Raw genomic sequence first — 15197 nt, 5'->3', positions numbered from 1 at the left:
GGCAACGGCGACATGGTGGCCGCCTCGATCCACTTCGCCGGCCGGCGCGGGGACGCCTCCATGGGCATGGAGGGCGTGGATGTCCTGCGCCTCAAGGACGGCAAGATCGTCGAGATGTGGCTGTTCTCCGGCGACGAGGCGGCCGAGGACGCCTTCTGGGGACGGTAGACCGCCCGCTTCCATCCCGGACGGAAGCGGGCCGTGGCGGCCGCCACGGCGCCGACGAATCCGCCGCCGACCATCACGATCCGCCCTGCTTGAACCAGTCGGGTCCACCTTCACGACGCTCCGCTCGCCGTGAGTACGGCATCCAGTGCCGAGGTTCTGCCCGACGACGCCGTCACGGGCGGCGGCCGGGCAGCGACTGCCGTCGTGGCAGGTCACACGGGCAGTGCGCGGGCCTGCCGTGGTGGCGCGCGGGTGTGGGAACGGCGCTGGAAGGAAGCGGACGCGGCGGTTGTGGAGGCGCTGCGTGCGGGGCGGGTGGGTACGTCGCCTCCGTACCGGGGACCTGCTCGCTTCGAGCGGGTCGTCCCGCACCTGCGGGTCGTCCCGCACCTGCGGGTCGTCCCGCACCTGGTGGTCGTCCCGCATCCGCTGGTCGTCCAGCACCTGCGGGACGCACGATCTTGACCCTGACTCCGCAGCCGTGACAGACACCGCCCCGCCGGAGTGACCGTTCCGGCGGGGCGGTGCCGCTCCGCGGCCACTCCCGCACCCCTGCCGCTGACAGCGCGAGCCGGACGCTTGAGCCAGTGAACCGTTTCCCGCGACCTGCCCTTCCGGCACCTCCCCCGCTCCTTCACTCCTGTCTACGGCCGCTCCGATCGCCCCGAACTGCGGGTGATCACCCGCGTCGGCAGTTACCTCAAGCACACCGGCTACCAGGGCAACGTCGTGGTCCACGCGAAGCCGACCGCGGTGAAACAGCTCACCGACCGCAGCCGTCAGCCCAGTTCGAGGAGTCCCCGCCGGACGGCCTCGGAGACCGCGCCCGCCCTGTTCTCCGCATCGAGCTTGCGGTAGATCCGCACGAGGTGGGTCTTCACCGTGGCCTCGGTGAGGAACAGCGCGCCCGCGATCGCCCGGTTGCTGAGCCCCTGCGCCAGCAGGCGTACGACCTGGGTCTCCCGGTCACTCAGCCCCGGCCTCGGGTCCACCACCTGGCCGACGAGGCGTCCCGCGGCCTCCGGCGCCAGCCCCATGCCCCCGGTGGCCGCGGCGCGCACCGCACGGAAGAGTTCCTCGGGCGGGCCGGCCATTGAGGACGTAGCCGCGGGCGCCCGCCCCCATCGCCCGCAGGACGTCGCGCCGGCCCTCGTAGCTCGTGAGCATGACGACCCGTACATCCGGGGCGGTGGCTGCGATCCGCCGGGTGGACTCGATACCGTCGATGCCGTCCGCCAGCCGCAGGTCCATCAGCACGACGTCCGGACGGAGACGGCCCGCGAGGCGTACGGCCTCCTCGCCGTCACCGCTCTCACCGATGACTTCGAGACCGGGCTCACCTTCGACGAGGGCCCGTAGCCCGGCGCGTACGACGGCATGGTCGTCCACGATCAGGATCCGCAGGGCAGCGCCGGTCACGGGGCCGCGCCCACCGGAACGGAGGAGACCGATGAGCCGACGGGCACGGTCGCCGGCACCCTGGTGCCGCGGCCCGGGACGCTGCGTACGGCGAGCGTGCCGCCGTACGCGCCCAGCCCGGTCCCGCCCGGCCGCAAGCCCGAACCCGCGCCCGGGGTCCGACGGTTCACCCGAGGCTCCGGGGGCGAAGCCCACGCCGTCGTCCCGCACCTCCAGCGCGATCGTCCCGTCCGCCCGCCGGGCCAGTGTGACCAGCACTTTCCCGGCCCGTGCGTGGTCGCGCACATTCGCCAGCAGCCCCTGCGCCACGCGCAGCAGCGCCGCCGGACCTCGTCGAAGTCAGGGCCTGCGGAGACCCGGCCGCGGGTGGGCTTCAGCCCGAAGAGGCCGTTGTAGGCGGCGGGACGCGGATCGAACCAGCGGCGGTGGCGTCTGCGATCGGGACCACTGTGACGAGGATTTTTAGTTGGCATAAAGGAGGGATAGTTGGCATCGCTATCGGCTGTGTCCCGCAAAGGTGCAGCAAACCCTCAGGGCGGATAGTTCTGGTGACTGAACCTTTTGAAGTCGTGTCACATTTGCGCGCAAGGGCTTGCCTGCATCGCAGGCTTCCTCCAACTCTGAGGAATAGTTCAGGAGCAGACGGCGAAGGCGGTACCTGGCGCAGAGCAGAGGGGTGCCGTAGGAAGCGGTGCATCGTCGATGTTGTGCCCCTGAGCGCGGCGGTGATGCTGGGGGTGGGGCGACCGACGTGCCTGACCTACCTGCTGCGCGCCACCAGCGGAAGCTGACAGTTCACAGTTGTTCCCTGGCTCACCGGGCTGTGCACGGTGAGCTCCCCGCCGAGTGCTTCGATGCGGTCTTTGAGCCCGATCAGTCCCGTGCCGCGCTGCGGGTCGGCGCCGCCGACGCCGTCGTCTTGCACCCGCACCCGGAGGATGCCGTCGGAGGTTTCGACGGTGACTTCGACGACTGTGGCGCGGGAGTGCTTTGCGGCATTGGCGAGCATCTCCGAGACGACGCAGTAGGCGCCCACTTCGACGGGCTCGGGCAGTCGGCCGTGCACCCGCACGTCCATGTCCGCCGGTATGGGCGAGCGACGTGCGAGGGCGCGCAGCGCCGGGCGCAGTCCCCCTTGGGAGAGGATCGCGGGGTGGATCCCGCGGGAGAGTTCCCGCAGGTCGTCGAGGACGCCCATGAGTTCTGCCGCCGCGTCCTCGATCTCGGTGTGTATCCCGCCCTGGCCGGCGGCTGCCTCGGCGACCGCGCGCAACTTGTAGATGAGGGCGACGAGGCGTTGCTGCGCGCCGTCGTGCAGGTCGCGCTCGATCCGTCGGCGGATCTCGTCCGACGCGGCGACAAGGCGTGCGCGGGAGGCCAGGAGCTCGGCCCGGCCCTGTGCGTTGGCGACGGCTATCGCGACCAGGTCGGTGAACTCGGTCAACCGTTCTTCCGTGTCGGGCGGCAGTGGTCCCTGCACGGATCCGACAGCGATCATTCCCCACAGCCGGCCGTGGACATGGATCGGCATCGCGACGGCGGACCGCAGCCCTGCGTCCAGATAGGGTTCCGCGCCCGGAGCCTCGTGGTAGTCGTCGATACGGGCAGGCCCGCCTGTGCGTCGGACGGTGGCGGTCAGGCCGTTCGGCGGGCCGGGCGGCAAGGATTCACCGACCCGCAGGTACGGGCCGCCCGTTTCCGGGCCCGCCTGGGCGAGGAGCGTCGTCGTGCCGTCGTCCTCGTACCTCAGCATGCCGACCGTGCTGTCACCGACGTGCCGCAGGGCCTCCTGGGTCACGGCCACGAACACCGCCCCGGGCGGATCGCCCCGCGCGATGAGCATGGCCAGGCGGGGCAATGAGCCCTGTCTGTCAGCGAGTTCGCGCATGGCCCGCTCGACCTGGGCATCGGCGTCCTCTCGGCGTTCCACGGGTCCTCCCTAGCCGATGTTGCCCGGGACGGGCATCAGTAGCTCGATCCGGCCCTCCCGTACGCGGGTGCCGATCGCCGTCAGTCGGCAGTTTCCCGGGTTGATGCCGTTGCCGGACAGCGCGTCGAACTCCCACAGATGGCTCGCGCAGACGAGGGTGGCATCCTGGAGGTCTCCCTCCGTGAGCCGGGAGCCCAGATGGGGGCAGCGGTCCTCGAAGGCCCGGATCTCTCCTGCGACGTTAAGCAGCACGACGCGCATCCCGCCCAGCTCGACCCCTGTCATCTCGCCTGCCCAGAGGTCTTCCGCAGCCATCGCCACCTGCCATGTCGCCATGGTGTGGTCCTACCCCGTGAGGCCGGCCTCACGGAGCACGTGGTGCCGGGCCAAGTGGGCGGCCCGCTCCACGGTCTCGGCCGCGCGGCCTCTGGGGGGCAGGTCCTCGAACAGCCGGCTCAGCCCGGCAGCCGCCGCTTCGGCGCGAGGTGTCCACCGGGCGACCCAGCGCTGCAGCACGTCCCGGTTGCCCTGGTGCTGTCCGATCGCGTACTCGGCGAGCGCGGTGCTCCAGCGGGTGCAGCGGTCGGAGTCGGCGGCGAGGTTGCCGAGCAGCAGCCAGGTCAGCTCGTCGTCGTTGTCGTGGGCCACGTGCGCGAGTTGGCGCACCAGGATCTGGTCCAGGGTGGGGCGCAGGACCAGGTTCATGGCGGTGAAGCACTCGCCCCAGTCGTAGGCGGTCAGGAGCTTCTCCAGTGCTTCTCTGGTCGGTTGCCAGGCCTCGTTGTGCTGCCAGGTGTTCCGTTCGGCGCGGCCGATGGAGGAGTCGCTCGCGTCGGCGAGCTGCCGTGTCCGGTAGGCCACGAGCGAGACCCGGCGCAGGAGGTCTCCGGTCGCGAACACAGAGCAGTTGGAGATGTAGGACGCGGGAGCCATCAGTCCGAGGTAGGCGGTGCACATCTGCAGGGCGTGCACCGGGAACCGGGTGGGCGTGAACAGCGTCGCCAGGCAGTCCACCCACCGGTCGTGCAGGCGGGTGTCGTGCCGGACGGCATCGTATTCGTCCAGGACTCCCTCGACGACGGTCTCCTGCTCGTCCTGCATCGTCACGTAGGTGCGGTAGGTGATCTCGTCCGGATCACGGAAGCCGGTCCAGTCGTGCGCCTGCAGTGGTGACTTGTCCCGGTAGGTCAGGAACCACATGTTGGCCGGGGTGGTGGGGTTCGACTCCAGGGCCGCGGCGCGGCCGGGGCGCGTGGTGTAGTTGAGGTGGTGCGTGACCACCTCGTACTCGCTGGGAATGCGCCCGAGTTGGCCGAGTGCGCTCCAGGTCTTGAGCCGCCGCTGCGGGCGTGGGGGGCGTGCGTCGCTCGTCATGGCGACTCCTCCCCTTGTCCGAGCCGCCACCGCACTTCGTGCGAGGTCATGTCGATCCTTCCGGCGAACGCGGCCATCACCGCTTCGAGTTGGTGCATCTCGAAGGCGCGGCCGAGATGCCGTTCGATCGAGCTGCGGGTGACGCGCAGTGTGCCGTCGGCGCTGACCCGGGTGTAGGCGCCCTGATCGTCGACGGTGATGTCCTGGCCGGGGTTGTCGTCCAGGATGGCGGCGACGATGGAGTCCACGTCGTCGGACATGCGCAGCACCGGTCCCACGGGCCTGCCCATCGCTACCCTCCCCTGTCAGCCGGCCCAGCCGACGTGTACGGCGTCGAGCGCGCGGATGCCGGAAGCGGCCACGGTGACGTGCCCGGGGACCGTTCTGCCGTCGACGCGGAGCACGAGCTGGGCGTCCCGCACGGGTACCCGTCGGCCCACCACCTGTGCGGCGACCTTGCGGGCGGCCTGGTCGATGGTGTCGGTGTCGAGGACCTGGACGAGCTGCGTGACGAAGTCGCCGTGGAAGAGCGCGTTGACGGGCACGGGCCGGGCTCCGTCGGGGAGTTCGGCAGTCTCCTCCTGCGGCGGCGGGCCCTGCGCCGGCGTGCGGTGCGCGGTGCCGGCCCACCGGTAGTCGTAGGCGTCGTCCCCCATCACTTCGGGGGTGAGGCCCATCCACGCCAGGATGCCCTCGACCGTCGGCGGCTGGATCTGGCCGCCGAGCAGCCGCTCGATCACCGTCGGGCAGTGCAGGGTGTCCCGGTCCTCCCACCAGATCTGGCGGCAGGTGCGCGAACAGAAGTGGTGGGTGTAGCCGTTGTGCCGGAGTGGGTAACTCCGTACCGGGGACGTGGCGTTGTGCGGGGAGGCTGCGGTGCCGATGGGCAGGTGGCACAGGTTGCACAGCCACGGCAGCGTCTGCGGCAGGGTGAGGTCCATCCGGCCGTCGACGACATTGTGCGTGATCACATCCCAGATCGGGCTGAACTGCTCCTGCCACCCTGGGTACTTGGAGCGGAGCCAGTCGCGCTCCTCCGGCGACACCCCGCCCTGCGGCTTCCACCACAGGGTCGGGCGCCAATACCACAGGCCCAGGTGCATCGCGTGGTGCCAGGTGTCGAGACCCGCCAGGAACTCGTCCCAGTACCAGGGTCTGTGCAGCCCGTAGTCGTGGAGCTGGTCGAGGAACTGCCCGGCCACCCACTCCAGCATGAACTCCTTGTAGGACTGCTTCCGCGTGGCCAGCGGCGTGTAGTAGTCCATGGCGGGGCCGGTCAGGAAGGCGAAGAGGCGCGCGGACGCCCAGAAAGTCTTGTCGATGATCCACTGGGCGCGGCGCGGATCGTGCTCGAAGAGGATCTCCAGGGTCGGGCCGCCCTGCTGGGCATGGCGTGCCTCATCGGTCTGGATCGACGAGATCATGTTGGCGAAGTTGATGTCGCCGGACTCCAGGGCGTCCGCGGCAAGCGCGATGAACTGAACGTTGGTGAACCCGGTTTCGAAGGTGAACGGCAGCTGCACCGCGACGTCCACCACGCTCGGGTTCATCATCATGCCGTCGAAGGTGGCCCGGGCCGCGATGACGGCCCAGTTGTCGGTCCGGTACGCCTTGTGCGCCCAGTCGTACTGCGGGTCCTTGCCGAGCAGTTCGTGCGGGAAGTACAGGCTGATCTGGGCGTGCCGGGTCTCGTCGAGGGCGCCGTAGACCGCCATGTTGCGCCAGGCGGGCGCCAGGCCGAAGCGGGCCATGCGCAGCTCCGCATAGACGGCCAGGTCCTCGATGAGCGCGACCGCGCCGAAGTGCTGTTTGGCCACCGACTTCCAGCCCTCGTCCAGCTGGTCGAAAACCCGGGACTTGCGCAGCACCGACTTCACCGCGTACGCGCCGGTCTCCTTGGCCCGCTGCGTCGCCACGTACTCGTGATAGCTCACCTTGTAGGGCTCGTCCCAAGCCGCCCATGCCTCAGGGGGGATCTTCCCCTGGCCGCACATCCACTCCGGGAACACCGCCTCGTCATCGACGTAGGACAGGTCCCAGTCGAGGTCGCGGGCGATGTCGTACCACTGTTCTCGGGCCATACGTGCCATGGCGTCCCTCCCGCGTCGCCCTAGTCGACCTCGAGCCAGCCGAGTTGCTGCTTGAACCGGGCGTTGTCCCAGTAGGCGACGACGTCGTCGATCAGGCCATCGTCGGTGACGTGGAACAGGAACAGGTGCGGCAGCAGGTAGCGGTGGCCGGCGCAGGCGATGACGCCGAAGTGCTGGTGCTGCGTCCCGCTGAAGTCGGCCTGCGCCGCCACGTTGCCCTCGCCGTCGGCGCGCACGCCAGTCACCGTGTTGGTCAGGTCGGGGAAGGCGTCGATCATGGCGGTCCAGATCGGCTTGCCGACGGTGCAGACCTTGCCCTCACCGTGCAGCACCCGCTGGCGGGTCCACACCTCGAAGGGCACATAGCGGAAGTCGGCGCCGTCCGCGCACAGTTCGACCATGCGCTCCACGTCACGCGCCCGGAAGGCGTCGAAGAACGCGCTCACCGCTGCCAGGGCGGTCGCCTCGTGGGATGCCGCGCCGGAGCCGGCCGGCCGTGCCTCGGTGTCCATCGCCCTCACCTGGCCGTGATCGCGATCTTGTCGAGCCGTTTGACGCCGAGCCGGCGATAGAGCTGGTTCTGGTCCCAGTACGCCGTGACGGAGCCGATCCGGCCGTCCGGCCCGACCGCAAGGAGCCACGCCTGGTCGAGGTCGACGTGCTTGTCCAGATTGGCCGTGCCGAGGAAGGTGGCGCACTGGGTGCCCTCGATACTGATCTCCGCCACGGCGGTGCTGTCGGCCGTCACGAACAGCCGCCGCACGTAGACCACCAGGTCGGGAAAGCAACTGGCCAGCTCCCGCAGAAAATCCGCGCCCTCGACGGCCATCGAGCCGTTCACCCGCAAGGGCACCAGAGAGGCGGCGGCGTCCGGCGTCATCATGGAGAGGACCTTGTCCACGTCACCGGCCTGCAGGTGATCGAAGAACTCCTGCGCCACCTTGCGCGCGTTCATGCGGTTCCCCCCTCCAATACACTGAGCAGGGCGCATGCGGCCGCCTCGGACGATCCCACGTTCTGGCCCGTGATGAGATTCCGGTCGATGACCACATGGGACGCCCAGGGCGCATCGCCGTCGTCGAATATCGCGCCGCGACTCTTCAGGGCCGCCTCCAGGGACCACGGCAGACCGACCCGGCCGGGTTTGGTCTGGTGTTCCTCCTCGTCGGTGAACGCGGTCATCTTGTAGCCGTCGAACAGCCACGCCCCGTCCACCTCGGGCGCGGACAGCAGCGCCGCCGGCCCATGGCACAACGCGGCGATGATCTTGCCGGCATCGTGCATCAGACGCAGCACACGGCCGACCTCGGCGTTGTCCGCCATGTCGACCATCGGCCCGTGCCCGCCGGGGAAGAACACACCGTCGCAGGACAGGATCTCCTCATCGGTCAACTCGCCCAGTCGGCACGGGCGCTGGAGCCCGGGAATCGCCGCGAGGGCCTCGACCACGCGCCGGGCGTTCGTCCGGCTGGCCTGCTGCACCCGGTCCCCGATCTCCCTGATCCGCGCCACCGGCAGTCGGCTCGTCATCTCGGCGTCCGCCACGAGCAACTCGATGAGGTCAGCGGTACGCCGCCAGGCCCGCTGCCCCGCCGACTCGACCGCCCCTCGTGCCTGCGCCGGCTCCATACCGGTTTCGAGCAGGGCCAGGTACACCCCGCGCAGCGCCACCAGGTTCAGCTCGCTGAAGTGCGTGAACGTCACCCGGACCCGGTCGGGGTGATAGGCGAATCTGCGCAGCACCGAGAACATGAAGTCTTCGTCCACCTGCGGATAGTGGAAGTACGGTTCAAGGCCCCACGGGTCCGGCTGCGGCGACCTCCCGTCGAGTGTGGCGATCACCAGGTCGCCACCCGCGGCCGCGAAGGTCTCGTACGGCTCCAGGACCTCTTCCACGAAATAGCCGGTGGGATGGTCCTTGCCGTCCGCCAACCTGATCAATCGCGCACTTGTCACGATCATGAGCAATTTGGCCATACGAGCTCCCGTGGCGACGAGGGAGGCGTGCTTGGCACCGCCAGCGACGTGGATCGCCCGATCGTGGACGTGCCTGCGCAGGAACTGGACCCCACGCACCCACCAGGCTACCGCCGCCGCGCACCCGGGCGACATCTTTGCCGGGCATCCCTTGAGGCTTCGACTCGCCTACTGAGCATGCTTGTTACGCAAGAGGCAGGGGCGCGCCCGTGCTGATCCCGCACGGCCCTTCCACAGCTGCCGCAGAACCGAATCCCGCCCGGCCCAAGGAGGTGTGACCGCCACACCGAGCGGGCAGGGGCACATCGGCAGCTCGACCGGAGCCGAATTCGCCGACGGTACGGCTCCGGCGCGTGCGCTTGCGACGTGCTTGCACCCGGGATGCCCTCCCGCGCATTGCCGGGGCACCGTGAGGTCAGTGGAACGAAGGTGCGCAGAGGGGAGTGCGGCCTTCGCGACACCGGCCGCCGCCGGCAGCGTGCCCCACCCCCGGCGGCGGCCCCTGATGACGAGGCCCGATGCCGAGGGCATGTCACTCAGTCTCGTCGAGAACCTCGCGAATCGCCTGCACTGACAGCACCGGCTTGTGCAGGAAACCGCGCGCGGGACTGTCCGCGACCAGTTCCGCGAAGTCCTCCAGCGAGTGCGTCGAGATCAGGAGGACCACGTCCGGCTCCAGTTCCTCGGCCAGCATGAACGCCTCAGCACCCGTCGTGGTGGCGCCGACGACGGAGACCCCCTCGTGCTCGAGCAGGATCCGTGCGTACGCGAAGGGGGTCCAATGAGGGGCCTCGGACTCATGGCGTGCGTACACCCAGGCGGCTCGGTGAACGGGTGCACAGATGGACACCCTGTCCGACACCACAGGCGGCAACGGCCGACCTGGGATCGTCAGCAGACGTGCGGCGCGAGCGAAGTGCGGGATCTCGGGGTCCGGGAGAACCCGCAGAGCAGTCGCGTCACGGTCGTGGGGCATACGGGGCAGGCGCGGGTCGACCGCCGACAGCCGACCCACGTCTGCCTCGTTTCCCGCTGTCCTCCGACCAGGAACCGCTATCCCGGAAGGGGAGTTCCGGTCCGCTCGGCCGTCTGCATCTCTGCGAGCATCCCCCAGCGCGACACCCGTGTCGTCACGGCCAGCCACCAAAACGCATATCTGCCCTCCGCCATTACGCCCTACCCGCTAGCCGTAAGCGGATCGCCCGCCAGATGCACGGACGAGCAGGCTTCACCCTCCTCCGCCACCGCATCCTCCTCGGATAGCAGCACGCTCCGTCACCACCGAATGTGAGACAGGGCCAACTTAACGGCTGATCTTGGTTGTTGAGGTGGTCAGCGGTTGCTCGGGGTCAGGCGGCCATCGAAGGCGATCCGGAAGGCGTTGAACGGCGCTTTCCGTCGCATGGTCCACCTGCGTCGGCCCTTGCTGGTTGGGTCCAGGCTCACCAGCGTGAGGTAGACGCATTTGAGGGCTGCGGCTTCGGTCGGGAAGTGCCCGCGGGCCCGCACGGCCTTGCGGATGCGGGCGTTGACCGACTCGAAGCTCTCTTGTCAAGCTGCGGTGCGCTTGTGCGGGTCGATTCCTGCGACGCCGTGGCGTGGTTCCAACTCCTGTTCCTCCCCTGCTGCCGATACGGTGGCAGCGCGGCCCCCGCGACGTCGGCAGATCTGGGTTGAGTCGGACAGGCTCTCTTCAAGCCAGGCGCCCGGGGGCCGCGCCAACGGCCCGCCCGACACTTCGAATCCAGGACAACTGAATCGCCGTCAATCGCGTTCAGAGTCAGGACGGACCGCTTCATACACTGCTTGGGGGAGCAACTCCCCAAGCAGTGATAGGAGTACAACACCCAGATCGCGTTCGTCGAGCAGATGACCTTGCGGATCTCCACGTCGTAAGCGAGGAAGGGCACGAACTCGGCCCAGCCGTCCGACCACAGCCTCACGATCGCCGGGTACTTCCTTCCCCAGGTCTCGGTGAACTCCAAGAAACGTTCCTTGGCCGCCTCTGCCGTGGGGGCGGTGTAGACGGGCCTGAGGCCCTTGGCGAGTTTGTCCAAGTCCTGGCGGGCCGCATAGCGGAACGAGTTGAGCAGGAGGTGGACGATGCACGTCTGGACAATCGTTCGAGGCCAGACCGTCTCCACCGCGTCGGGCAGGCCCTTCAGTCCGTCGCAGACCAGCATCAGCCCGTCCTCGAGACCGCGGTTCTTCAACTCGGTGAACACCCGCAGCCAGTACTGGCGGTTTCGAGTGATGGTTGTGAATCAACCAGGTTGTAGCGCTATGCCTCAGCTTCGCATGGCTTCGGCCGGGGTGCGGTCACCGAGGACTATTCGGGGCCTGTAGTTGAGCTGACGGGTGACGTCTCTGAGGTTGCTGATGGTCTGGGTGGAGAGGTCGGCACCCTTCGGGAAGTACTGCCGCAATCGATGGCGTACCGGCTGTATCCCAGCCTGCGAGGGGCCACGGTGAACATCGCAGGCGTCACCGACGAGAGACACGTAGGGGTGTTTCCAGAGGTCCTGACCTGCCCCGCTTCTTTGTAGATGGTGATCGTTGCCCGGTGCGGCGGTGATCGTTACCCGATGGGTCAAGCTGGGTACACGGCGGCGATGCGGGGCAGTCGGGCGGCGATGCGTTCGTGCGAGGTCTCTGCCCTCTGCGGCGGCCAGTTGGATGGCGGGGAGGTCAGCCAGGCTGTCCGGGTCGTTGATGACCTGTTCGAAGGCGGTGCGGCCCTGGGCGATGTCTCCGGCGGCCCCGAAAGCGGCGCCGACCGGCCGACCACGACCCTCGGCTGACCGCTAGCGCAGTTCCTGTCCCGCCGCCCAGCCCGGAGCGTCGAGGTTGATGGGCGAGTCGCCGACGAATTGGGCGAGCTGCGTTTCCAGCTCGGCGAGTTCGGCGGCACCCAGACGCACTTCCCAGCGGGCCCGCACCTCGTCGAAGATCGCCGTGCTCTCGGTGATCAGCCCGATCCCGTGATCGGTGATCCGGATGTTCTTGCGGCGGATGTCGGCGGGGTCGGTCTCGGTGGTGACGTACCCGCGTTCGACGAGCGCGGCGATCGTCTTCGCCGCGGCCTGCTTGGTGATGGCGAGTCTGCGGGCCAAGTCCGAGGCGCTGTCGGCGCCGGCTCGGATGGCCCGGATCGCGTACTCGTGCGACGGCCGGGCGTCGGGGTATCCCCGGGTCGCCAGCTCCCGGACCACTTCGTCCACCAGATTGCGATAGCTGCCCAGGAGCAGCAGGGCAAGATCGGCGCCGGATCGTGAGGACATGACCACAGTCTAGATCTTCCCTTGACCTGGACAACCAGGTTGACCAACACTGGAGTCAACCTGGTTGTCTACCTTGGGAGTCATCGCATGACCAGCTCTTTCGTGACCGCTTCGCCCGCCGTGGCGGGCGTCACGCACCACACCGCCGAGGTCAACGGCACCACGTTGCACTACGTCTCGGCGGGCGACACCGGCTCCCCGATCCTGCTGGTGCACGGGTGGCCGGAGTCCTGGTGGGCCTTCCGCGACGTCATCCCGCTGCTCGCCGCCACCCACCGGGTGTTCGCCGTCGACCTGCGCGGCTTCGGCGACTCCGGCATCGCCGACGGCGACCACGACTTGGCCACCATGGCGGAGGACCTGCACCGGCTGGTCGCCCACCTCGGCGTCGGGCCCGTGCACGTGACCTGCCAGGACATCAGCGGCGGGCCGGTCTTCGCGTTCGCGGCCACGCACCCCGGCGACGTCCTCAGCTTCACCGGCGTCGAGACCACCCTTCCGGGGTACGGCTGGGAGATGCTGGCCGACGTGAGGAACGGCGGCTCCTGGCACGTGGGATTCCTGGCCGCCCCGGGAATTCCGGAGCTGTTCCTGGCCGACCGCGAGCGAGTGATGCTCGACTGGGCCGTCTCGGTGATGACGATGGTGCCGGGCGGGGTCACCGAGGCCGACCTCGACGAGTTCGCCCGCACCTACGCGCGGCCGGGCGGCTGGCGCGGCACCGAGGGGCTCTACCGTTCCTCCCTGACCGGCGGCGACCGGATGCGGGCACTGGCCGAGTCGCGGCCGCTGACTGTTCCCGTGCTCGCCGTCGACGGCGTCAACGCCCCCTTTACCGAGCGGACGATGCGCCAGGTCGCCGGCGACGTCACCGCGGTCACGATCCCGGACGTCGGGCATTTCGTCGCGCAGGAGGCGCCCGCCGCCCTCGCCACCGCGGTCGGCGACTTCGTCGACCGCGTCGACCGGAGCCGCTGAACGGCCGAGTCCCTGCACGGTGACGCCCTGGCACTGGTCCGGTAAGCCGGAGTTGCACCACACGTGGGCGTCGGCTTTGCTGCCCGGGGCCGGGCGAGCGGTGGCCAAGACCAGGCAGGTGTCGGCATCGATGATGACCTGCACGTTTGCGGGGAACCGGTAGTTGCGACTGGAGGCGCCGACCTTACGGTCGCGGACAGGAATCAAGGTGCCGTCCACGATCCACAGCCGGTCCGCGGCATCGACGGGACGTGAGGCCGGCTCGAGCGCGAGGAGGGGCCCAAGCCGCTGGATGACCCTGCACACCGTGGCAAGCGAGACCCCGAACAGCGACGCGAGCTGCCGCATGGTGAGGTTCGTCCGGTAGTAGACCGCTACCGCCCAGCACCCGGTCGGCAAGTGGCAGACACCACGGTCGCCCGATTCGCGGACCGTCGCCACCCCGCTCCCGCACCACCTTCAGCAACCGATCGAACTGCTTCATCCGCAGTCCCGTGAACGTCTCCACACACAACAGATCACCCCCTCAACACCCCACGCATACACGGGAAATGCCCTAATCACAGCCTTCTGCAACACGCTTTAGGGCATGTCAGCCCCCTCGGGCAAAAGCACAGGCCGTCCGCTCCCGAGAACGTCAGCCAAATGGCTGTGTTGCAGGTGACGGGCCGCCAGGGCCACGACACATTCGTGCCCGTTAGTGCCCAGTACCGAGGCCATTGCCGTTCTCGCTTTCCCGTACGAGAGCAACCAGTTCCCTGGACCGACTCGCACCGATACGCATTTCCCTGCGCAGAGACTCCGCCGAGATGGGGCGTTGATGCAGCTGCCGATGCCTGGCGTCCACCTCCCGAGCGCGTTTCAGGAGAGGATCGACGACGCCTCGCGTGTCGTCACTACTCTTCACGCCGGCGTCTCCCCCATCCTCCTGGTCGGCTGTGTCGGGCAACCGTCCGGCAGGACGGTGCGCCAGCAATTCCACCGACAACAGCAACGCGACAGCCGGCGACCAGCACCGGCTTCCAAGCCAGCGACGGCGCGGCCGCGATATTCGCCGCCAGCGACACCACGATCCCCGGCACAAAAGCCAGCCACACGACAGATCGTGCCCGACGCCTACCACCCCCGGACGGCTTCAGCAGGCCAACCGTCGCCAGCAGCAGCAAACCGTCCACCGACAGCGGCCACAACGACGCGCTCACCTCATCCGCGCCACCCTGCAGGGCGAACTCCCGCTGATGGACGTACGAGGCATACGCCGCCACCCCCGCCACCACCAACGCACAGCCACACCGCAACCAGGCATCGAGATCAGGCGACTCGCCCCTCGCCGTCCGGCGCGGCCCTTCCCTCGGGATGGGCCCCGCGTCCGAGTCGCCCATCACGCCGACCCATCCCACGCCGCAGGACGGAACCGACCCTCCACCACCAGCCGCCCAACAAGAAACCGCTGGTCAGCCCTGCGACCTTCTGCATGTGGCCCCGCCGGGGGCTCGAACCTGCGCAGGTCCTGGGATGTTGCGGTGTCAGCTCCGAGCCGTGGCAGTTCGGAGAGCGACCTTGAAGCTGTACTGACTTCGGCGTCTTGGGGTCTGGATGTGTGTCGGGACCGGTGACGTGGTCCGTCCGGGCTGGTACGCCGGATGCATGCGGTATCCGGACGGGGGCGGGCTGACCGCCGAGCAGCGCAGGCGCCGGGAAGAGGTACGGATGCGGACTGTTGACCTCTTCGAGGAGGACGTGAAAGTCCCGTGCGTCGCCCGGGAGTTACCGGTGAGTGAGAAATCGGTCTACCAGTGGCGCCGCGCTTGGAAGGCGGGCGGATGCGGGGCGCTGCGTTCGAAGGGCCCCTCCGGCTACGACTGCCGCCTCGGCCCCCACCTGCAGGCCAAGCTCGCGATGTGGCTGGAGGAGGGGCCGGCCGCGCACGGCTGGAGTGAGGACCAGGTGTGGACCGCCTCCCGGGTACACACGCTGATC

General features: G+C 68.8%; 15 protein-coding genes and 9 pseudogenes. 6 read left to right on the top strand and 18 right to left on the bottom strand.

Going from position 1 to position 15197, the window contains the following annotated elements; translation table 11 throughout:
• From AB0I18_RS48490 to AB0I18_RS48480, 3 genes and pseudogenes are all read left to right on the top strand, one after another.
• Window positions 1-168 (top strand): annotated as a pseudogene (locus tag AB0I18_RS48490) (nuclear transport factor 2 family protein); the annotation flags it as partial.
• Between the two features lie 129 nt (window positions 169-297).
• Window positions 298-633 carry a hypothetical protein gene (locus tag AB0I18_RS48485; RefSeq protein ID WP_363112246.1) on the top strand — a complete coding sequence of 112 codons (336 nt, stop codon included), beginning with the start codon at window positions 298-300 and terminating at the stop codon, window positions 631-633.
• A 177-nt stretch (window positions 634-810) separates the two neighbouring features.
• Window positions 811-909: pseudogene (locus AB0I18_RS48480) on the top strand (class F sortase); the annotation flags it as partial.
• A 38-nt stretch (window positions 910-947) separates the two neighbouring features.
• On the opposite strand, the pseudogene AB0I18_RS48475 reads toward AB0I18_RS48480, so the two are convergent.
• The 15 genes and pseudogenes from AB0I18_RS48475 to AB0I18_RS48405 all read right to left on the bottom strand — a co-directional run.
• Window positions 948-1587, bottom strand: a pseudogene (locus AB0I18_RS48475) (response regulator transcription factor).
• A gap of 189 nt (window positions 1588-1776) precedes the next feature.
• Window positions 1777-1872, bottom strand: a pseudogene (locus tag AB0I18_RS48470) (hypothetical protein); the annotation flags it as partial.
• Between the two features lie 41 nt (window positions 1873-1913).
• Window positions 1914-2035: pseudogene (locus AB0I18_RS48465) on the bottom strand (amidase family protein); the annotation flags it as partial.
• Window positions 2036-2347: 312 nt separating this feature from the next.
• Window positions 2348-3517 (bottom strand): GAF domain-containing sensor histidine kinase, encoded by a 1170-nt coding sequence (locus tag AB0I18_RS48460; protein ID WP_363112245.1) that lies wholly within the window; start codon window positions 3515-3517, stop codon window positions 2348-2350.
• Between the two features lie 9 nt (window positions 3518-3526).
• Entirely contained in the window at window positions 3527-3853 is a 327-nt protein-coding gene (locus AB0I18_RS48455; protein ID WP_363112244.1) for a Rieske 2Fe-2S domain-containing protein, read from the bottom strand.
• A gap of 9 nt (window positions 3854-3862) precedes the next feature.
• Window positions 3863-4891, bottom strand: coding sequence for a toluene hydroxylase (locus tag AB0I18_RS48450; protein WP_363112243.1), 1029 nt, complete (start codon window positions 4889-4891; stop codon window positions 3863-3865).
• A complete protein-coding gene (locus AB0I18_RS48445; protein ID WP_363112242.1) occupies window positions 4888-5181 on the bottom strand; it encodes an MmoB/DmpM family protein in 294 nt (97 codons plus the stop codon). Before AB0I18_RS48445 ends, AB0I18_RS48450 begins: the two co-directional genes overlap by 4 nt.
• A 15-nt stretch (window positions 5182-5196) precedes the next feature.
• Window positions 5197-6981 (bottom strand): toluene-4-monooxygenase system B family protein, encoded by a 1785-nt coding sequence (locus tag AB0I18_RS48440; protein WP_363112241.1) that lies wholly within the window; start codon window positions 6979-6981, stop codon window positions 5197-5199.
• 20 nt (window positions 6982-7001) lie between these two features.
• Window positions 7002-7493, bottom strand: a complete 492-nt coding sequence (locus tag AB0I18_RS48435) for a nuclear transport factor 2 family protein (protein ID WP_363112240.1) — start codon at window positions 7491-7493, stop codon at window positions 7002-7004.
• Window positions 7494-7498: 5 nt separating this feature from the next.
• Window positions 7499-7936: a nuclear transport factor 2 family protein gene (locus tag AB0I18_RS48430; protein WP_363112239.1), complete on the bottom strand. Its 438-nt coding sequence runs from the start codon at window positions 7934-7936 to the stop codon at window positions 7499-7501.
• Entirely contained in the window at window positions 7933-8958 is a 1026-nt protein-coding gene (locus AB0I18_RS48425; RefSeq protein ID WP_363112238.1) for a DJ-1/PfpI family protein, read from the bottom strand. The genes AB0I18_RS48430 and AB0I18_RS48425 overlap by 4 nt, the downstream gene beginning before the upstream one ends.
• Before the next feature lie 532 nt (window positions 8959-9490).
• Window positions 9491-9772, bottom strand: coding sequence for a hypothetical protein (locus AB0I18_RS48420; protein WP_363112237.1), 282 nt, complete (start codon window positions 9770-9772; stop codon window positions 9491-9493).
• Between the two features lie 518 nt (window positions 9773-10290).
• Window positions 10291-10503, bottom strand: a pseudogene (locus AB0I18_RS48415) (transposase); the annotation flags it as partial.
• A gap of 305 nt (window positions 10504-10808) precedes the next feature.
• Window positions 10809-11198: pseudogene (locus AB0I18_RS48410) on the bottom strand (transposase); the annotation flags it as partial.
• Window positions 11199-11246: 48 nt separating this feature from the next.
• Window positions 11247-11384: pseudogene (locus tag AB0I18_RS48405) on the bottom strand (IS30 family transposase); the annotation flags it as partial.
• Window positions 11385-11543: 159 nt separating this feature from the next.
• Here AB0I18_RS48405 and AB0I18_RS48400 point away from each other — a divergent pair.
• Window positions 11544-11759 carry a hypothetical protein gene (locus AB0I18_RS48400; protein ID WP_363112236.1) on the top strand — a complete coding sequence of 72 codons (216 nt, stop codon included), beginning with the start codon at window positions 11544-11546 and terminating at the stop codon, window positions 11757-11759.
• Between the two features lie 3 nt (window positions 11760-11762).
• Here the strand turns inward: AB0I18_RS48400 and AB0I18_RS48395 are convergent, their stop codons facing one another.
• Window positions 11763-12239, bottom strand: coding sequence for a MarR family winged helix-turn-helix transcriptional regulator (locus AB0I18_RS48395; RefSeq protein ID WP_033532175.1), 477 nt, complete (start codon window positions 12237-12239; stop codon window positions 11763-11765).
• A gap of 87 nt (window positions 12240-12326) precedes the next feature.
• Here AB0I18_RS48395 and AB0I18_RS48390 point away from each other — a divergent pair, with 87 nt between their 5' ends.
• A complete protein-coding gene (locus tag AB0I18_RS48390) occupies window positions 12327-13217 on the top strand; it encodes an alpha/beta hydrolase (protein ID WP_363112235.1) in 891 nt (296 codons plus the stop codon).
• Between the two features lie 15 nt (window positions 13218-13232).
• Here the strand turns inward: AB0I18_RS48390 and AB0I18_RS48385 are convergent.
• Window positions 13233-13759, bottom strand: a pseudogene (locus tag AB0I18_RS48385) (transposase family protein); the annotation flags it as partial.
• 354 nt (window positions 13760-14113) lie between these two features.
• Complete coding sequence (locus AB0I18_RS48380) at window positions 14114-14599, bottom strand: DUF2637 domain-containing protein (RefSeq protein ID WP_363112234.1); 486 nt, start codon at window positions 14597-14599, stop codon at window positions 14114-14116.
• Between the two features lie 265 nt (window positions 14600-14864).
• Here AB0I18_RS48380 and AB0I18_RS48375 point away from each other — a divergent pair.
• The coding region (locus tag AB0I18_RS48375) for a helix-turn-helix domain-containing protein (protein ID WP_363112233.1) at window positions 14865-15197 on the top strand (333 nt) is incomplete at its 3' end.

It is taken from the genome of Streptomyces sp. NPDC050704 (assembly GCF_040654355.1).
Taxonomy (GTDB): domain Bacteria; phylum Actinomycetota; class Actinomycetes; order Streptomycetales; family Streptomycetaceae; genus Streptomyces.
This window is presented reverse-complemented; position numbering and strand designations above follow the sequence as displayed.

Bases quoted from the DNA above. Each gene is read 5' to 3' on its own strand.
- AB0I18_RS48430 (WP_363112239.1), bottom strand. From the start codon at position 7,936: ATGAACGCGCGCAAGGTGGCGCAGGAGTTCTTCGATCACCTGCAGGCC.
- AB0I18_RS48400 (WP_363112236.1), top strand. From the start codon at position 11,544: ATGGGTCAAGCTGGGTACACGGCGGCGATGCGGGGCAGTCGGGCGGCG.
- AB0I18_RS48440 (WP_363112241.1), bottom strand. From the start codon at position 6,981: ATGGCACGTATGGCCCGAGAACAGTGGTACGACATCGCCCGCGACCTC.
- AB0I18_RS48425 (WP_363112238.1), bottom strand. From the start codon at position 8,958: ATGGCCAAATTGCTCATGATCGTGACAAGTGCGCGATTGATCAGGTTG.
- AB0I18_RS48380 (WP_363112234.1), bottom strand. From the start codon at position 14,599: ATGGGCGACTCGGACGCGGGGCCCATCCCGAGGGAAGGGCCGCGCCGG.
- AB0I18_RS48435 (WP_363112240.1), bottom strand. From the start codon at position 7,493: ATGGACACCGAGGCACGGCCGGCCGGCTCCGGCGCGGCATCCCACGAG.
- AB0I18_RS48455 (WP_363112244.1), bottom strand. From the start codon at position 3,853: ATGGCGACATGGCAGGTGGCGATGGCTGCGGAAGACCTCTGGGCAGGC.
- AB0I18_RS48445 (WP_363112242.1), bottom strand. From the start codon at position 5,181: ATGGGCAGGCCCGTGGGACCGGTGCTGCGCATGTCCGACGACGTGGAC.
- AB0I18_RS48450 (WP_363112243.1), bottom strand. From the start codon at position 4,891: ATGACGAGCGACGCACGCCCCCCACGCCCGCAGCGGCGGCTCAAGACC.
- AB0I18_RS48395 (WP_033532175.1), bottom strand. From the start codon at position 12,239: ATGTCCTCACGATCCGGCGCCGATCTTGCCCTGCTGCTCCTGGGCAGC.
- AB0I18_RS48390 (WP_363112235.1), top strand. From the start codon at position 12,327: ATGACCAGCTCTTTCGTGACCGCTTCGCCCGCCGTGGCGGGCGTCACG.